The sequence below is a fragment of the uncultured Chloroflexus sp. genome (genome assembly GCF_938091255.1).
Lineage (GTDB): Bacteria > Chloroflexota > Chloroflexia > Chloroflexales > Chloroflexaceae > Chloroflexus.
In genome coordinates this window covers 25,543-41,988 of the sequence record NZ_CALLJH010000032.1, presented here as the reverse complement: position 1 = coordinate 41,988, position 16,446 = coordinate 25,543, and the positions used below count along the sequence as shown (strand labels likewise).

Annotated in this window: 16 protein-coding genes; 5 read left to right on the top strand and 11 right to left on the bottom strand. The window is 55.1% G+C overall.

The window, feature by feature from the left end; all coding sequences use genetic code 11:
• Positions 1-29 precede the first annotated feature (29 nt).
• On the bottom strand, positions 30-188 hold the full coding sequence (locus tag Q1A00_RS11565; RefSeq protein ID WP_298404775.1) for a hypothetical protein: 159 nt from the start codon (positions 186-188) through the stop codon (positions 30-32).
• Positions 179-361 carry a hypothetical protein gene (locus Q1A00_RS11560; RefSeq protein WP_298404773.1) on the bottom strand — a complete coding sequence of 61 codons (183 nt, stop codon included), beginning with the start codon at positions 359-361 and terminating at the stop codon, positions 179-181. The genes Q1A00_RS11565 and Q1A00_RS11560 overlap by 10 nt, the downstream gene beginning before the upstream one ends.
• An 893-nt stretch (positions 362-1,254) precedes the next feature.
• Here Q1A00_RS11560 and Q1A00_RS11555 point away from each other — a divergent pair.
• From Q1A00_RS11555 to Q1A00_RS11540, 4 genes are all read left to right on the top strand, one after another.
• The gene (locus Q1A00_RS11555) at positions 1,255-2,199 is read left to right on the top strand and encodes an NAD(P)-dependent oxidoreductase (protein ID WP_298404770.1); all 945 of its coding nucleotides are present in this window, start codon (positions 1,255-1,257) and stop codon (positions 2,197-2,199) included.
• Positions 2,196-4,376 carry an ATP-binding protein gene (locus Q1A00_RS11550; RefSeq protein ID WP_298490391.1) on the top strand — a complete coding sequence of 727 codons (2,181 nt, stop codon included), beginning with the start codon at positions 2,196-2,198 and terminating at the stop codon, positions 4,374-4,376. The genes Q1A00_RS11555 and Q1A00_RS11550 overlap by 4 nt, the downstream gene beginning before the upstream one ends.
• Positions 4,377-4,435: 59 nt before the next feature.
• A complete protein-coding gene (gene hisC, locus Q1A00_RS11545) occupies positions 4,436-5,509 on the top strand; it encodes a histidinol-phosphate transaminase (RefSeq protein ID WP_298482760.1) in 1,074 nt (357 codons plus the stop codon).
• 209 nt (positions 5,510-5,718) lie between these two features.
• Positions 5,719-6,747 carry a zinc-ribbon domain-containing protein gene (locus Q1A00_RS11540; protein WP_299756891.1) on the top strand — a complete coding sequence of 343 codons (1,029 nt, stop codon included), beginning with the start codon at positions 5,719-5,721 and terminating at the stop codon, positions 6,745-6,747.
• Positions 6,748-6,908: 161 nt separating this feature from the next.
• On the opposite strand, the gene Q1A00_RS11535 is transcribed toward Q1A00_RS11540, so the two are convergent.
• The 5 genes from Q1A00_RS11535 to Q1A00_RS18475 form a co-directional block, all read right to left on the bottom strand.
• Positions 6,909-7,955: a hypothetical protein gene (locus tag Q1A00_RS11535; RefSeq protein WP_299756888.1), complete on the bottom strand. Its 1,047-nt coding sequence runs from the start codon at positions 7,953-7,955 to the stop codon at positions 6,909-6,911.
• A gap of 616 nt (positions 7,956-8,571) precedes the next feature.
• Complete coding sequence (locus Q1A00_RS11530) at positions 8,572-9,174, bottom strand: sigma-70 family RNA polymerase sigma factor (protein WP_298401439.1); 603 nt, start codon at positions 9,172-9,174, stop codon at positions 8,572-8,574.
• A 25-nt stretch (positions 9,175-9,199) separates the two neighbouring features.
• Complete coding sequence (locus tag Q1A00_RS11525; protein WP_298401436.1) at positions 9,200-10,234, bottom strand: bile acid:sodium symporter; 1,035 nt, start codon at positions 10,232-10,234, stop codon at positions 9,200-9,202.
• A 93-nt stretch (positions 10,235-10,327) separates the two neighbouring features.
• A complete protein-coding gene (locus Q1A00_RS11520) occupies positions 10,328-10,687 on the bottom strand; it encodes a hypothetical protein (RefSeq protein ID WP_298401433.1) in 360 nt (119 codons plus the stop codon).
• 126 nt (positions 10,688-10,813) lie between these two features.
• Positions 10,814-11,119 carry a carboxymuconolactone decarboxylase family protein gene (locus tag Q1A00_RS18475; RefSeq protein ID WP_366144880.1) on the bottom strand — a complete coding sequence of 102 codons (306 nt, stop codon included), beginning with the start codon at positions 11,117-11,119 and terminating at the stop codon, positions 10,814-10,816.
• Between the two features lie 420 nt (positions 11,120-11,539).
• Here Q1A00_RS18475 and Q1A00_RS11515 point away from each other — a divergent pair, with 420 nt between their 5' ends.
• Positions 11,540-12,244 (top strand): phospholipase D family protein, encoded by a 705-nt coding sequence (locus Q1A00_RS11515; RefSeq protein WP_298401431.1) that lies wholly within the window; start codon positions 11,540-11,542, stop codon positions 12,242-12,244.
• Positions 12,245-12,530: 286 nt separating this feature from the next.
• Here Q1A00_RS11515 and Q1A00_RS11510 read toward each other — a convergent pair whose 3' ends face one another.
• The 4 genes from Q1A00_RS11510 to Q1A00_RS11495 form a co-directional block, all read right to left on the bottom strand.
• A complete protein-coding gene (locus Q1A00_RS11510) occupies positions 12,531-13,499 on the bottom strand; it encodes a D-glycerate dehydrogenase (RefSeq protein ID WP_298401429.1) in 969 nt (322 codons plus the stop codon).
• A 125-nt stretch (positions 13,500-13,624) separates the two neighbouring features.
• The gene (locus Q1A00_RS11505) at positions 13,625-14,320 is read right to left on the bottom strand and encodes a lactate utilization protein (protein WP_298401427.1); all 696 of its coding nucleotides are present in this window, start codon (positions 14,318-14,320) and stop codon (positions 13,625-13,627) included.
• Positions 14,321-14,427: 107 nt separating this feature from the next.
• On the bottom strand, positions 14,428-14,880 hold the full coding sequence (locus Q1A00_RS11500; protein ID WP_298401425.1) for a GNAT family N-acetyltransferase: 453 nt from the start codon (positions 14,878-14,880) through the stop codon (positions 14,428-14,430).
• A gap of 30 nt (positions 14,881-14,910) precedes the next feature.
• Positions 14,911-16,332, bottom strand: a complete 1,422-nt coding sequence (locus tag Q1A00_RS11495) for a LutB/LldF family L-lactate oxidation iron-sulfur protein (RefSeq protein ID WP_298401423.1) — start codon at positions 16,330-16,332, stop codon at positions 14,911-14,913.
• Between the last annotated feature and the right edge of the window lie 114 nt (positions 16,333-16,446).

Genomic DNA, 16,446 nt, shown 5'->3' with positions numbered 1-16,446 from the left:
TCAATCTGCTCGATCCGCGGGCGCAGATGCTAACCCGGGCGGATTGGTTGCGCGTCAGTACGTTGCACATCGACTAACGCCGGATCGAACAGCTCAGCCAGTTCGTTCCGCGCCGTGCGGAACCAGCAGGTGAGCTGATCGTCTAGAAAGCCGTCACGGTACGCATAATACTCCAATGTCACCGGCACAGCGACCACAAACCGAGGGCATAGCGGCACTGCGCCGCTTGCTCCGACAATAGTTGGGTAGTCTCGGTCAAGTGATCAGAGCTATAGAAAGGATTGGCTAGCAGCAAAGCAAGGCCGCCAATCCTGCCGATCATAACGACAGCCAGCATTACCGTAGAACGGCGGCTCATCATACAAGCGCTATCCCATTAAAACCGCGAGTGAAACGCAACCCTTACCTGACATGCTATGCCAACCGAATCCAAAAACGTTTGCACATAAACCTAACAATGGGCAGACGCGAATAGAATAAATATTATAGAGTAGTAAGAAGGTGCGTAAAAAGAAACGCTAAAATAACATCTCCTATCAAACAGTCGCAAAGGGCGCAGAAAAATCAACATAACCTATGCGTGCTTTGCGTTTATCATCCTTTGCGCCCCTCTCTACAACTGCCGTTCGTAGAACCGCGACAACGGATCAGTGGGATACTCGCCAAACAGGCCGATCTGGGCGAAACCGGCTTTTTCGTAGCAGCAGATGGCGGCATGCTGCAATGTGCCCGTTTTGATCCTGCAACGCACCAATCGCACCGGACCGGTTACCGATGAAGCGTATCGTCGCCCGGTGCAGCACCGTCTGCAACGAGGCATCGTGAAGCGCTTGGTCAACGCGGTCGGAGAAGGCAATGGTTTGTGGCGTAGAGGTGTTTGCTAGGTGATAGAATAATCCATAGTGATTGATTGGTATCAGGCGATATACGATATAAGGGCACACCACCACGCGGTTGGCCCCCCATAGCATGCTCCCGATAGGCGGGAACCGCACCGCCGTGCGGCTCAAAGCCAACAACCCCCTACGGTGGGAATGAAACCTGTCTCTTCCGCCCAATGTGGAACGCATAACAAACGGCGCAGAGAAGAGGAACGAGTGCGAAAGGTATCGCTCACCAATCGACTGTGGTAGGATACACAAATAATTCCTGTTGTAAATTCGACACGTTCGCGAACCTAGTGCTATGCTATTGTGGTAAGCACCGTAAGCCAACGGGCACATCTGAATCGCTCGCATCGGTTACCTAAGCACTATGCGCATCCTCATCACTGGCTCATCAGGCATGATCGGCACCAATCTTGGTCTGCGCCTGCTCGCAGAAGGGCATCAAGTCTTCGGCGTCGACCGACGGGTTAATCCGTGGACAGACCGCATCCCCACGCTGCTGCAAGACCTTGCCATACCGCAGCGCGACTTCCAAGCTGGAATTGGCGGTGCGCCCTACCCACTGTGTGATCTCGTCGTACATTTGGCGGCCAACGCCAAGGTCTACGAACTAGTGAACGAACCATACCGCGCACTCGAAAATATCAATATCACCTATAACGTGCTCGAATATTGTCGCGTTCACGATCTGCCGATCATCTTTGCCTCGTCGCGGGAAGTCTACGGTGATATTTACCGCTACATCACTGAAGAGACGAGAGCAGATTTTAGCTTTACCGAAAGCCCTTACTCGGCCTCGAAAATTGCCGGCGAGGCCCTCATCTACGCATACGCGCGCTGCTACGGTCTGCGCTACATTGTCTTCCGTTTCTCGAACGTTTATGGCCGCTATGATAACGATCTCACCCGGATGGAGCGCGTCATCCCGCTCTTTATTCATCGGATCAGTCGGGGTGAACCGGTAACGGTATTTGGTGGCGACAAGGTACTCGATTTTACCTACATTGATGACTGTGTTGACGGCATTATGCGCGGGATTGCTCGTTTATCTCGTGGAGAGGTGGTAAACCGTACAATCAATCTGGCCTATGGCGAGGGTAATACGTTGATTCGGGCGGCAGAATTGATTGGTCTTGCCCTCGGTCAACGGCCCGAGATCATCGTGCAACCGGTCAAGCGGGTCGGCGAAGTGAGCTACTACGTCGCCGATATTCGGCGCGCACGTGAGCTATTGGGTTATCAACCGCAAGTGCCATTGGCAGAAGGCATCCGGCGGGCAGTAGCATGGTCACAGGGAGAGCAGGTGGTATGACCAAACCGAAGCAGGAGTTGGCCGAGATAGTCCAACCGCGCGTGCGCGCTATTCCCACCGAGCGTGTGCGCCGCTGGATGCAGGCGAGCACCGCTTGGTTGGCGTTACAGGAGCCAGAACAGCTCTTCCCGGCCATTGTTACCGGCTTTATTGAGGTGTTGCCGGCACTACGCGCTGCGATCCTCTGGCTAGCGACACCAAGCGGGCTGCAACTGGCAGCACAGGCTGGACTCGAAATGCCGGCTCAGCTTGCCGCACAATGGCGACAGATCAAGCTACGGCTAGGTGAAGGCGTAGCCGGTCTGGCGTGGCAGCGCGAGACAGTGATCCAACAGCACGGTGAGCATAGCTACCGCGAATTACAGGGTTTGGCTTCACCACAAGCGCAGAGTGTATTTCAAGCCTTGAGCGATCTCTTACCGCGCAGCCTGACGATTACGGCAGCACCATTGCGAGCCGGAAATCAATGTGTCGGGGTGCTGGAATTGATCAATACCGATACAGCGGCAGTCGATCTTGAACCAGACGATCTTGAGATGGTTGCCAGCATGATTGCGGCAGCCATTCGCAATGCGCAGTTGTACGATGAGATTCGGCGCAGCCATCAACGTTTGAAGGCATTTGATGCCGTCGTCACATCAATCAGCACGGCAGCCGATCTGCCTGATCTGGTGCAGAGTGTGCTCTCGGTCGTCCTTGAACTCACACCAGCCAACAGTGGCGCATTGCTGCTCTTCGATCCGGCACAGGAGCAGTTGCAGCTTAGTGCGTGGAGCGGTATTGATCCGACGATCCTCGCCTGCTTCGATCAGGTGCCGGTCGATGCGAGTCCTTGCGCCGAGGTGGTACGCTATGGCCAACCGGCGATCCGGCCGCTCCTGAGCGAACGGGGTGAAACCGCATTGATTGCCGCCGGAGTGACTGCTGCCGCCTATTTACCCCTGCTGGCAGGTGGCACGGTTACCGGCGTGTTGGCACTGTTTGGCGATCTTGAGGCGATAAGCAAGATCGATAAGGATATGCTCATGCCGATTTGCAATCAGGTCGGCTTCGCTATCGCGAACGTTCGTCTGTACGAAGACAGTCAGCGAGAGCGACGGCGAATGCATACGGTTGTCGAATCGCTCGCCGAAGGCGTATTGCTGTGTGATCGCTACGGTCGCTTAACGTTAGCTAATCAGGCAGCGCACGAGTTGCTAGAGCAAGCCAATCTAAGCTTTGAAATGCCACTTGCTACTATTCCTAACCTGTACGATCTACGCGACCTCGATGGCAGTCCACTTACACCCGATGATCTGCCATTGACGCGCGCGCTGCGTGGCGAGACCTTCTACGACTATCGATTGATGCGCCAGTATTCGGATGGCCGCGAACGATACTTCAGCTTCACCGGCGCACCGGCAGTTAACGAGAACGGAGAAGTAGAAGGAGCCGTGATCACGTTTCGCGACATCACCGCCAATCAAAAAGTACAGCGGGCTAAAGATGAGTTTCTGGCCGTCGCCGCCCACGAACTGCGCAGCCCGTTGGCAGCAGTGCGTAGCTACGCCGATCTCTTGCTCCGCCGCGAACAGCAGCGCGAAGGCGATCCGCGCGACATTCACGGCCTCACCATTCTTACCCAGCAAGTGGCTCACATGCTGCGCCTTGTTGATAACCTGCTCGATGTCTCACGGCTCGACTCTGGTCAACTTGACCTCCAGTATCAGCAGGTCAATGTGGTGATGCTCGCACAGCAAGTTATTGACCAGCAGCGGCCCAGTGCCGGTAATCGTGAACTGCTGCTCGAAACCGAAACCCCAGAATTGATCGTTTCCTGTGATGCCGTCCGCATCCGACAGGTACTCACGAACCTGCTTAACAACGCGATCAAATACAGTCCACCCGATAGTGTCATCAGCGTGCGTCTGCGCCACGCCTTGCTCCCGACGAACAACACACCGGCTGTCTTGATCAGCGTCAGTGATCAGGGGCCGGGTATTCCGGTGAGCGAACATGAACGGGTCTTCCAACGCTACTACCGCACCCCGGGACGACGTGGGGAAGGGTTGGGATTAGGGTTGTACCTGAGCCGCGAGATTGTGCAATTGCATGGCGGCCAGATTTGGATCGAGAGCCGAGAAGGGCAAGGGAGCACATTTATGGTTCTCTTACCCATCGAGCAAGTGGGAGAGTAGGACGTTTGCGGTTAGCAGTTATGTTGCAACGAGGCGGAGAAATAGCCGTGCCAATCCGTATGAAGCCATTTGTACAAGCACTCCCACCAGCGCCACCGGCGCGCCTTGCACCAGAGGGGCCGCCACCGATCCGCATGGCTGCCAATGAAAATCCGTTAGGGCCATCACCGCGCGCAGTGGCTGCCGTGCAAGCTGCGTTGACGGAGATTCATCGCTATCCCGACGCGAGCGGTGCAGCGCTGAAACACGCATTGGCAGCACGGGCCGATCTGCGCCCAGAATACGTTATGCTGGGCAATGGCTCCGATGAATTAATTATGTTGATTTGCCATGCAATACTGGGCGAAGGCGACGAAGCCGTGCTTGCACAGGGTTCGTTCATCAGCTATGCACGTCGGATACAGGCACAAGGCGCGATTGCCCGTCAAGTTCCGCTGCGCGAGATGACGCACGATCTCCCGGCAATGGCAGCGGCCATTACTCCACACACCCGACTGGTTTTTATCTGCAACCCGAACAATCCTACCGGTACTACTGTCGGCGCAACCGAGCTGCTCGCATTTCTCGACCAAGTACCGCACGACATACTCGTCGTCGTTGATGAAGCCTACATCGAGTTTGTTACTCGACCAGATTTCCCCGATCTGTTGCCACTTATCCGCGCCGGACGCGACAATCTGCTCCTTATACGCACGTTCGCCAAGATTCATGGCTTGGCCGGGCTGCGCCTTGGTTACGCCTTTGGTGTCCCCGATCTGATCGCCTATCTCGAACGAACGCGCCCGGTATTTAACGTCAATGCATTGGCGCAGATCGCCGGTCTCGCCGCGCTCGACGACAACGAACATCTCGTCCGTTCGCTCGCCCATGCTGCGCGCAGTCGCGCTATGCTCAGCGAGGAGCTGCGCGCCTTGGGGCTGACCGTCATTCCCGGCGAGACGAATTTTGTCGCGGTGGCCGTACCCGACGATCAGGCGATTGCTGTGGCGCTAGCCCAGCGCGGTGTGGTGGTAACGCCGCTGAGCGGATGGGGCTTGCCGGGATGGATTCGGATTTCGTTTGGCACAGATGATGAAAACCGGGTTTGTATCGCTACGTTGCGTGAGCTATTAACCAATAGGGCAGCCGGTTGAAGTAAGCTCGTTGGGACGTTTGCTTGTTTTGGTCTGCTCTCGCTCGTACCAGTTACCACACGATGGGGAAGAGGTATGCCAATGTGGGTGAGATGCTCAGTGATCGTACAGATAATGTTCTTTCATCCTACGAGGCAGCACGGCCACCCTTCGCAATTATAAAGCGGCGATGCAGAAATGCGTGCCACACGATAGGACAAGGAATAGCCATGAGTGAACCGCAACGACCAGCTTTTTGTCCGCAGTGCGGGCATAAATTAACGCCGGAGGATCGTTTCTGCCCAGAGTGTGGCGCGCGCGTACCAGACTCCACGCCACCCGCCGCCGCGCCGCCGACCACCATCATCCCACCCGACCGGCCCACCGCCGCGCCGCCAACCACCATCATCCCACCCGTGCAAAGCACCAACGTGCCACCTAACCCTTCCCCGCCACCGCCACCAGCATACGGCACACCGGTAAGCAGCTCGCCACCCTTCCACATTCCGTCAGCGCCTGAGCTGCCGGCGAATCGTTCTAATAATCGGCTAGCATGGTTATTGGTTGGCGGTATTGGCTGCCTCTCGCTGATCATTATCAGCGCCTGCATCTTCATTGTGATCGCCTTCGTCGCTACCCCCACATTGGATAGTCTTCCCACTCCTACCACTGCCGCCACCACAACCGCAGGTAGCGGCGTTGAGTCAGCGATCGGCGGCGAGGTCGTATTCCGTGACGATTTCGACAATCCGACGGCCAGTGGTCTCGGCGAAGACGAAGACGCCAGCGCACGGTTCGCCTTTGAACAGGGTCACTACGTCATTGAAGTCAAAGAAGCGGAGACGCTCGTGTGGGCATTAGTGGATGGCACCTACCGTGACGCCGTCATTGAGGCCAGTTATGCAATGCCGCGCAACGGGCCAGATGGCGCTGCTGGTCTTATCTTTCGCTACCAAGATGCTGACAATTTCTACTTGTTTAGTGTCTCGAACGATGGCTACTACGCGCTTGAGCTGCTCGAGAACGACCGCTGGATCACCCTGATCGATTGGACGCAGCACGAGGCCATTCATCCAGAGAACAACCGCATGCGCGTCGAGCTACGCGGCGACGAGATCACGCTCTTCGTCAACGACCGGCGGCTAGAGCAAACGCGCGATCCGACGTTCACACGTGGTGAAGTTGGCCTCGCGGTGACGAGCTTTGATAAAGGGGGGATTATTGTGCGCTATGACGAGATAACGATCTGGCGACGGTAAGAGAGACGCGGGACACGCCAATGCAAGTTTGGTCAATGCGTCCACTCAGAGTGAACGCACTGCTACCAGTATTTGTAAGATAACTTCATAGGAGGTAGCCTGCCTACTGAGTGATAGGGCCACTGTCACGTTCTAGCAAGGGCAGGTGGGCACGTTGGAGTCTATTGTTTAACGATAAACGGGAGATATGATCTATAATTGCTCCAACCTTTTTCAAAAGATCTCAATTGGCCGCTGAATGAAGCAGTATTGGCATTAGCGGTAGAAATTGGATTGGTAGTAGCTACCACGAGTTCTGGAGCAAAAACTAATGCACCCGTTTCGATATCAAAGATAAACAAGCACTGTTTATTTTCTACATTCACCACTGGGAACATATACCACCCTTTTGTTTGATCAAATAGAGCAGCCGCCTGATATAAAGATTGGATTCCGGTTACCTCAGACAAAACCTCACTCTCGCCTGTCAACAAATCAATCCTAACCAGACGATTAGGATACGCAGTCACACCTATCAAAACATTGTTGGAAAGCGCGAAATGTACTAATGGATATGAAAGTGGAATAGTAGAGATTTCAAGAGTTTGCAGATTAATGATAACAATCTTATCTCCTGCGTCCGAACCTTCAAAGACAAAATAATTGTCATCTATGGCAGAATTCCCGGTAGATATATACATCACCTCTGGAATTGCCACTAACGTGCTTATATTCAATGTAGATGGATCAACTTGCACCAATACATTACCCGCCATCTCAGAATCATACATCACTCCATAGAGAAATCCGTCTCTGTATTCCATTACAGACAAGTTGGCGGAAAACGGTGCAGAACTTATTAGATCACCAGAGATAGTATCGATTACTAGCATACGTTGAACAAAATCATTATCAAAAGCGGGCTGGAAATACCGATTTGCTTCTAAATCTATAGCCGCTACGAAAGCACTAACTCCTTTGATTTCCGGAAAGGTGTTCAGCGCAGTCATCTGGCCAGTATTTAGATCAATTGTGAAGAAGGTGGACAGCCCATTATAGGAACTTACTGTATATGCTTTGCTTCCTCCGGTCTGGAGATCGGTTTCTAACAGCCGCGCTTGATTGGCAGCAACGGTCAATGGAGACTGCTCACGAATCGGGCTAATACCCAGCGCCGTCAACGCAGCTAGTGCTAGTATTATGGTGAAGTACTTACGTGTCTTGTTCATAGTTTTTCCCCTTTGAGGATAAGGCGGATGCCGAAGCTACCCAAGGGTAGGTGCTTCCCCTGCGTGCAGCGTAGGCAAGTGGCGTTAGGTGCAAGCACAGGTTGGACGATAAGCTGAACATTTGCAATAGCAGCGGTGTTGAGGCTGCGTCTAACATAAAAAAGCCGACCAACCGCCTCCACTTCAACCTGCCTGCACTGCATGAAGACGAAGAACCACCTGTCGCTCCATGTGCTGCGGAACACTCGGCTGCTATGATACCGTCCCCTTCCACAGGTTCTCTTATTGGCAGATGGCCTCTACCTGCATCGTTTGCAGACGCTACACGGCACACCGTTTTGACCAGTAGAGATGATGCTATTTTCGATGTAAAGACATTCCTCACCGGTTATTCCTCAGCCGATCGCCAACCCTGCTCGATCAGGTCACTCCTCGCTTCGCAGCCATTGGGCAACCTGAACAACATCTTTGGCAATATTCAGGTCGCTACTGCGCAGCATTGCTTGTTCCACGACAACTTTTGCATTTGGTAGAGACGTAGCAATACTACGTCTCTACCAAGATGCCATATAACAAATGATACCCTCTTTTCAACGTAAAACAACCACTCACCTTATCACCCTTTAACACCCCGATCACAAGCCAGCTCGTTTCGTTCATCGCGATAAAAATGACAATGGGTTTCGAGCGCTTTGCGGAGCGCCGCCCGAGCACGGTGCAATCTGATTTTGACCGCACCAAGACGTAAGCCCAGAATGTCGGCAATCTCGTTATTGGTGAACTCTTGCAATTCACTCAACACAATCACCGTTTGATAGTTCGGTGGCAGGCTAGCGATAACATTGCGAATACATGCATTCATTTCCTTGCGAATCAGCGCCGTCTCAAGCGAAAGCGGTTTCTCGCCGATCCATCCTTCTTGCTCAGCGCGTTCTCGTTCGTAGAATACGACCGAGCCATCTGCTGTTCTATTCGGTAACATACGGCGAAACGAAGGGCTGCGCAGCCTGTCAAGCGCAGCATTGGTGGCGATGCGATAGATCCACGTCGAAACGCGCGCCTCACCCCTGAACGTCGGCAACGCCTGATAGACTTTGACAAACACCTCTTGAGCGAGGTCTTCGGCCTCGTGCTCACCAACTAAACCGGTCAGATAGCGATAGATTTTGGGCTGAAACGCGGCGTAGAGTTCCTGAAACGCGCTTTCGTGGTGACTCATCGTGCAACTCCGTAGCAGCCAACGCTTACCGCTTTGACTCAGCGAAAGGTGATACTGCGGGTGCAGCAGGCGAAAACCAGCCCTTCTGCTGTATCAACAGCACAATACGCAAAAACAGAATCAGCACCGGTAGTTCGATGCTCGGCCCGATGACCACGGTCAACGCTACTAGTGGACTAGCAAACGCACTCACTGCAATAGCAAGCGAGACTTCTGAATTGCGCGCGGTCGTGGTAAAAACGAGGAGCGCAAATTCGCGGTAGCTGAGCCGAAAGAGCCGAGCGGCAGCGATGGCCATCACCAACGCGATGACAAAGAAGGCAACGCCGGGGAGCATCATCTTCAACACGACCGCAGGATTCTCAAACAACACTGCTCCCTGTGAGGCAAACATCGCTGCGATGACGACCATCAGGGTAATCGCCTTGAGGTACGGTAGTCTAATCTTCTTTGCCGCATCATCAACCGAAATGGCATATCGTCCGAGAACCCAGCGGGTTGCAGCGGCGAGCGCCAGCGGTAAGACAAGGAAGACTATCACACTACGCACCATCTCGGTGATCTCGATCTGCACGACCGTGCCAGCCAAGAGGGCCATGTAGACGGGCAACAACACGATTTGTAAGACAACGTTCCAAAACAGCAGGCTAATCCCCAGTTCGACATCACCTTTTGCCAACTCGGTAAAGACCAGATACCAACCAATACAAGGGGTCACAAGGTACAGAATCAAGCCAACCCAGATATCGGGATCGTTCTGCAAGAACAGAAAACCGAGCATCCATGCAATGAATGGCGTGACCAGAAAGTTGATGCCGATTGCCAACCCGGTTGGCTTCCAGCGGGTAAAGGCGTGCATGATCCCGCCTGTGTTTACACCTAGCATAATAAAATAGATCACGAGGAACACACCAATCGTCACCAACGGCGTCAGCCCAGCAGCAAATGTCGGACTCACGCTCGCGAGCACAAGCCCAATCGCGATCGCACTCAGCAGCAAGAGGGGCTGAATACGGTCAAGAAGAGCCAATCCCTGCTGTCGTTCAGATGTTGTCGTCATGTTATGTCTCTCATTCTCCACGCGCCTCACCCTTCATCAGCAGCAGCGGCGCCTCTTGGCCGCTGCTGCCGTTGTTATGCGCACGTTGTCGCATTAGCGATCGGTTATACCACCGGTCGCCCCACTTCTTCGTTGCACTAGCTCGACCGCCGCTCTAGTGGCCGCTGTCAATACCGGACACCACACCGGCGGTATCTGCGGGTCTGTCTGCCCTTCAGCCAATCTTCTAAAACCTGCTGTCAGCTTGCGCAGGTTGAGAATACTGGCAATAAACATGATAGCCATTCCGCTCATGACTGCCAGCGCCGACCAGAACAATGAAAGCAGGAACGATAGGGAAGCATTCATCGTCTTCAAGAGGACTGCATTACAGCATGAAATGATACCCCATGCGATGAGCACCGTGAGGTAGGCAGGAATATTCTCCTTCCGAAACAACGGATACGATTGCATGATCGATTCCCCTTACCACTGTGCAGATATGTACCGATTGGACGAGCCATGTTACAAAACAGCGGCTGCTCAAATGCATCGGTATGCCGTGAGCAGTGATGTGTAGAGGATGCATTGTACACTACCCTATGTATTGCATCCGCAATCCGCGTTCGCAACACCGGTCGTAGCAGTAACAGTTGGCGAACCGCATCCACAGTCTTGATGGAGATCAGCAACGCTCCCAAGTTGAGCAGCTTGGGCCAGACTCGCAGCGAACGCATCCATCTTGGCGGCAGCACCTCTTCGTACCATTTTCCCTACCTCAATTGCAGCCATAATTTCTGACCGGTCGGCACCACTTTCTACGGCTTTCGCGAGATGATACTGCAAACATGGCTGACAATGCGCTGTGATCGATGCACCTATTGCGATCAATTCCCGGATTCGCATATCCATAACGATACTCCTCTCGTGATGTATAGGCTTAGCAACCACAACCTGCTCGCTTGAGAGAGCCTAAGTTCCTCATCGTCCTAAACCCTTTGATCGGGGAGCGACAGGTATGGAACGTGTCACAGGGCATCACCTCCTTCCTGACCCTATAGACGGAAAGCAGACCGAGAAGGATACACCGTACCGCGTATCTTTGAACAGTGGGATCGAACAGGACGACGATCACGCCGGTTGATCCGTAAGCGGTGGTGGAAGACCGACCGGCAAATGACTCGGTCGGTTGGTATCCAACGCTTCTTCCCTGCATTGCCATTTGGTAGGGATTGTGGTATAAACGAACATACTATTTAACCTTGCTTGCCACCGAGACGGTTGCCACCTACGTTCCAATCACGTTCCAATAAAGGTAAAACCACCATGGCAAAGTTTCTCGACACAACCGGCGTCTCGTATCATCTGCAGCAGCTCATCAACCAAGCGCAAGACACCCTCATTCTCATCAGCCCGTACCTCAAAATCAATGACCGGCTGCGCCAATCGCTTGAAGATAAAGACCGCATGAAGATCGACATTCGCGTGATTTATGGCAAAAACGAGCTGCAACCCGATCAGATCAACTGGCTCCGGTCGCTCAAGTTTGTCCGCACGAGTTTCTGCGAGAACTTGCACGCGAAATGCTATCTCAATGAACGCGAAGCCATTATCACCTCGATGAATTTGTACGAATTTTCCCAAGTCAATAATCACGAGATGGGCATCTACATTACCAAGTCGGATGACCCTGACCTGTACGAAGCGATCTATGCAGAAGCACGCCGGTTAATCCGCATTAGCGAAGAAATCCGCGTGTCTATCGAAGTCGTGCCACCCGATTCGCCACTCAGTAATGGGGATGAGAAAGGTTTCTGCATTCGATGCAAGAAAGAGATTGTGCGTAACCCGGCAGCGCCATATTGCGGAGATTGCTATCGGGTCTGGAAGAAGTATGAAAACCCCACCTACCAAGAGAAGTATTGTCATCGTTGTGGGAAAGATCACCCCTCTACGATGCATAAGCCCCTCTGTCCTGAGTGCTACCAGCAACAGAGCAAGAAGCCGGCGATCAAAGGGAAATCGGCATAAGCGAGCATGCACGGTGGGCATGAATCGCCATCCAAGTGATGCATCTCGATAACGCAACAACAGCGAAGCGCGATGGTGGCTTAAACCATCGCGCTCAACATTCCATCCGCGCACTAGCACCGAACGTCGTAACGTGTAAAGCGGTCGGCCTACTCGCCCATTACCAATGCCGTTGGGAAGGGTTGCGTCAACAGCAGCGTGCTAGCAACGCAACTGATGATAACCACGAGCAAGGTCGCGAGGAACGAGCAACGTTGTGGCGGTTAAACACAGCAATATACCCTTTCTACGCAACCACATTCGGCGTCGGCCGTCCGTACAAGACTGCTACCAGATTCTCGGCGGCGAGAGTAGCCATACGCACACGGGTCGCGACGCTAGCGCTGCCGATATGCGGGGTCAGCACGACGTTCGGTAAGGTGAGCAGCGGGTGATCCGGCCCGATCGGCTCGTGCTCGAAGACATCAAGACCGGCAGCCCATGGTCGGCCAGCACGCAGCGCGGCCACCAGATCGGCTTCGCGCACAAGTGGCCCGCGCGCGACGTTGACGAAGATGCTAGTCGGTTTCATCAGCGCAAACTGGGTTGCACCGAACATCCCGCGGGTCTCGGCGGTGAGCGGGGCGGTCACCACCACTGCATCACTCTCGGCGAGCAGATCGTTGAGCGAGCGATATTCAGCCCCCAATTCGGTCGCGATTGCAGGGTTAGGCCGACGATTGTGGTAGAGCAGTCGCATCCCAAACCCACGCCCTCGACGCAACACAGCTTGCCCAATTCGACCTGCACCAACCACCCCCAAAACTCGGCCATAGATATCTTGCCCCACCATCTGCATTGGGTGCCACGGCCCCCACGCACCGCGTTCAATCAACGTATGCCCTTCAACCACACGGCGGGCAGCGGCCAGTAGCAACGCCCATGCCAGATCGGCGGTCGTTTCAGTCAGCACATCGGGCGTATTGGTGAGCGTAATCCCGCGCGCCGCCAGCGCCGCCCGATCAATGTTGTCGTAGCCAACCGCCATGATCGACACGGCGCGCAAACGCGGCGCTGCGGCGATCACCTCAGCGTCGATGCGGTCGGTGATCAGGCAAAGCAATCCCTCGACATCAGCGATGCCACGCAGCAATGCCTCACGTGGGATGGGGGTTTCGATTTGATCCCACACGGTCACGGTACCGTGCTCGTGCAAGATTGCCATCGCCGGGTCGGGTAGCCGGCGAGTAATGAACATACGAGGTTTAGGATTCATATGACGTGAAGGATAAAACGCGAAGCCGCAACGACGCGAAGGATAGAATAGCCACAGTATACGTGGACCACGTTTACCCCTTGGCGTCCGCGCGCCTTTGCGTGAAACACCTTTGCGCCTTACCACTATCCCTCAACCACAATCACGTGAAGCTGTGGCGGGCCGTGAATTCCGAGCGAGAGGGTCATCTCGATATCGGCGGTGCGTGACGGGCCGGTGATAAACGTGAGATTACTGGTCGGGCCGAAGATATTGTCGCCGTAGCGTTGGGTCAGCAGCGCCAACGCTTCGCCAAGACCGCGCACCAGTTGGGAGTGGAAGACAATTGCGATGTGGCACGGCGCGAGCAGCGAGGCAAGGCGTGGCTTGCCGGGGCCATGGCGCAAGAGCAGCGTCCCACTCTCGGCAATTGCAAGCTCGACCCCTGATAAACAGAGCGGAATTGGTTCCAGCGCTTGCAGGCGAGCCTTGCGCCCTTCGCCACGTACATCGGCTTTTGCCGGCGTGATACCACGAGCGGCCAGCAGTTCCGGCAAGCCGGGCAAGCCAATCTGGTCGAGATCCCAACCGATCACGCTTGTTGCTTGTGTCTCTTCGATCAGGCGGTCGATGATCGCCAGCGCCTCATCGGCGCTTACCACTCGGTAAGCCTTACCTTCCAGCTTCACCAGCTCGGCGACGAATTGACCAACCAGATCATCTTGCGCCGGCAAGGCAAACGGCGGCGGTTCGTGCGGCATCCGCTCGGCCTCTGCCTGCAACCATGGCCGGTTGGCAGTGAGGCTGGTGCGGAGATGAGCGAGAATCTGTTCACGGCTCATAACATCTCCTATCAAAACGTCGCAAAGTGCGCAGAGATATGCGTCACGAGCATGCTCATGAGAAAAATCAACATAACCTTTGCGTTTATCATCCTTTGCGCCCCTTGCTACAAGCGCCGTTCGTAGAACAGCGACAACGGATCATTGAGATACTCGCCAAACGGGCCGATCTGGGAGAAACCGGCTTTTTCGTAGCAGCGGATGGCAGCATGCTGCAATGTGCCCGTTTCGAGCCTGAGCAGCCGACATTCGTGTGCCACTGCATACGCGGCAAGGTGATCGATCAGGCGTCGGGCTAGCCCCATCCCGCGAAACGCTGGCCGCACGTACATTCGCTTCAGTTCGCCATAGTCAGGGTAAAGCTGGATGCCACCGCAACCGGCGGCCTCACCGTTCACCCGCACGACGAAAAAGGCGACTCCTTGCGCGATGAGTTTCTCGACGCTGTAGCCGTGCTGGCTTTCCGGCGGGTAGAGCGGAGCCAGTTCGGCTTCCAGTTCTGCGATCAATGCCAGCGCATCGGCGGTGTCTGGTCGTTCGGCATGGATAGTGATATGCATAGTAATGCGGGGCAGGTATGGAACCTGCCCTTACGATGATGATCGGCGTTGGTTTTTCCGCTCGGCCCACAGTTCGCGGAACGACTTGGGCGGCAGGGCCGGAAAATCGCGCTGTTTCGTCCATAAGTGCAGCGGTGGCGGCAGACGGCGGAAGTGGCCCTTGCGAGCGAGGATGCGACTGAAGAACCGACCGGCTTTGCCGCCGGCGTTGTAAATCGCCGGGTGGGTCATCGTCAGGGTATAGCCAGCAATGGCCACCTTCTCAACCGGATTGACCTTGCCGGCCTTCACCGCATCGGCGCGGTGGCGCAGCAGCATATCGGGAATAGCGATCCGCACTGGGCAGACCTCTTGGCAGGCACCGCAGAGCGAGCTAGCCTGTGGCAAGAGGTGGGCGTCCGGCAGATCAGGTTGCAGCAGCGGAGTGAGGATCGCACCGATCGGGCCGGAATAGACACTGCCATAGGCATGGCCGCCGATCGCCTGATAGACCGGACAAGCGTTGAGGCAGGCGCCACAACGAATGCAGAGCAGCGATTCGGCGTACTGACCGCCCAATATCTGCGACCGGCCATTGTCGAGCAAGACAAGGTGGAACTCTTCAGGGCCATCTTCTTCACCGGGGCGGGCCGGGCCGCTGATCAGGCTAGTATAGACGCTCAGCTTCTGACCGGTGGCCGAACGGGCCAGCACTTGCAGCATCACGCCGAGATCGGCGAGGCGGGCCACGATCCGCTCGATCCCCATAATCGCCACGTGGATGCGCGGCACTGTAGTCGAGAGACGCGCATTGCCCTCGTTCTCGACAATCACGATCGCACCACTATCGGCCACCCCAAAATTGACTCCGCTGATCCCCATGTCAGCCTGCAAAAAGCGCTGGCGTAGCGCCTGCCGGGCAGTGCGGATCATCAGCGGCACCTCGGTCGTTGGCGGCATGCCGAGATGCTGCTGGAACAGTTCGCTCACCTGCTCGCGGGTTTTGTGGATGGCGGGAGCAATAATGTGCGACGGCGTTTCGCCGGCGAGCTGGATAATGTATTCGCCGAGGTCGGTCTCGATCACCTCAAAACCGGCTGCTTCGAGCGCCTCGTTAAGATGGATCTCTTCCGAGGCCATCGACTTCGATTTGACAATGCTACGCACCCCGCGCGCGTGGGCCAGTTCGATGATATACTGACGCGCCTCTTCGCCGTCGCTGGCCCAACAGACGTGGCCGCCGCGCGCTTCGACATTGGCGGCCAATTGCGGCAGCAACTCATCAAGATGGGCCAGCGCGTGGGCACGAATCGCACGGGCCTGATCACGCAACCGGTCGGCATCGCCGAGGGCGCTGATTGCACTGGCGCGATTACCGATGAAACGGCTGGTCGCACGGTGCAATGCCGTCTGCAACGACGAATCGTGCAGGGCGTGGTCAACACGGTCGTAAAAGGCGATGGTTTGTGGCATAGAGGTGTTTTCTAGGTGATAGAACAATCCATAATGTATTGATTGGTATCAGGCGATATACCGATGTAAGGACCCACGACCACGCGATTAGACCCCCATGGCGTTCCCCCGGAA

Excerpts from the sequence above, each read along its gene's own strand:
- Q1A00_RS11560 (WP_298404773.1), bottom strand. The coding sequence starts at position 361 with ATGATGAGCCGCCGTTCTACGGTAATGCTGGCTGTCGTTATGATCGGC.
- Q1A00_RS11555 (WP_298404770.1), top strand. The coding sequence starts at position 1,255 with ATGCGCATCCTCATCACTGGCTCATCAGGCATGATCGGCACCAATCTT.
- Q1A00_RS11550 (WP_298490391.1), top strand. The coding sequence starts at position 2,196 with ATGACCAAACCGAAGCAGGAGTTGGCCGAGATAGTCCAACCGCGCGTG.
- hisC (WP_298482760.1), top strand. The coding sequence starts at position 4,436 with ATGAAGCCATTTGTACAAGCACTCCCACCAGCGCCACCGGCGCGCCTT.
- Q1A00_RS11540 (WP_299756891.1), top strand. The coding sequence starts at position 5,719 with ATGAGTGAACCGCAACGACCAGCTTTTTGTCCGCAGTGCGGGCATAAA.
- Q1A00_RS11535 (WP_299756888.1), bottom strand. The coding sequence starts at position 7,955 with ATGAACAAGACACGTAAGTACTTCACCATAATACTAGCACTAGCTGCG.
- Q1A00_RS11530 (WP_298401439.1), bottom strand. The coding sequence starts at position 9,174 with ATGAGTCACCACGAAAGCGCGTTTCAGGAACTCTACGCCGCGTTTCAG.
- Q1A00_RS11525 (WP_298401436.1), bottom strand. The coding sequence starts at position 10,234 with ATGACGACAACATCTGAACGACAGCAGGGATTGGCTCTTCTTGACCGT.
- Q1A00_RS11520 (WP_298401433.1), bottom strand. The coding sequence starts at position 10,687 with ATGCAATCGTATCCGTTGTTTCGGAAGGAGAATATTCCTGCCTACCTC.
- Q1A00_RS18475 (WP_366144880.1), bottom strand. The coding sequence starts at position 11,119 with ATGCGAATCCGGGAATTGATCGCAATAGGTGCATCGATCACAGCGCAT.
- Q1A00_RS11515 (WP_298401431.1), top strand. The coding sequence starts at position 11,540 with ATGGCAAAGTTTCTCGACACAACCGGCGTCTCGTATCATCTGCAGCAG.
- Q1A00_RS11510 (WP_298401429.1), bottom strand. The coding sequence starts at position 13,499 with ATGAATCCTAAACCTCGTATGTTCATTACTCGCCGGCTACCCGACCCG.
- Q1A00_RS11505 (WP_298401427.1), bottom strand. The coding sequence starts at position 14,320 with ATGAGCCGTGAACAGATTCTCGCTCATCTCCGCACCAGCCTCACTGCC.
- Q1A00_RS11500 (WP_298401425.1), bottom strand. The coding sequence starts at position 14,880 with ATGCATATCACTATCCATGCCGAACGACCAGACACCGCCGATGCGCTG.
- Q1A00_RS11495 (WP_298401423.1), bottom strand. The coding sequence starts at position 16,332 with ATGCCACAAACCATCGCCTTTTACGACCGTGTTGACCACGCCCTGCAC.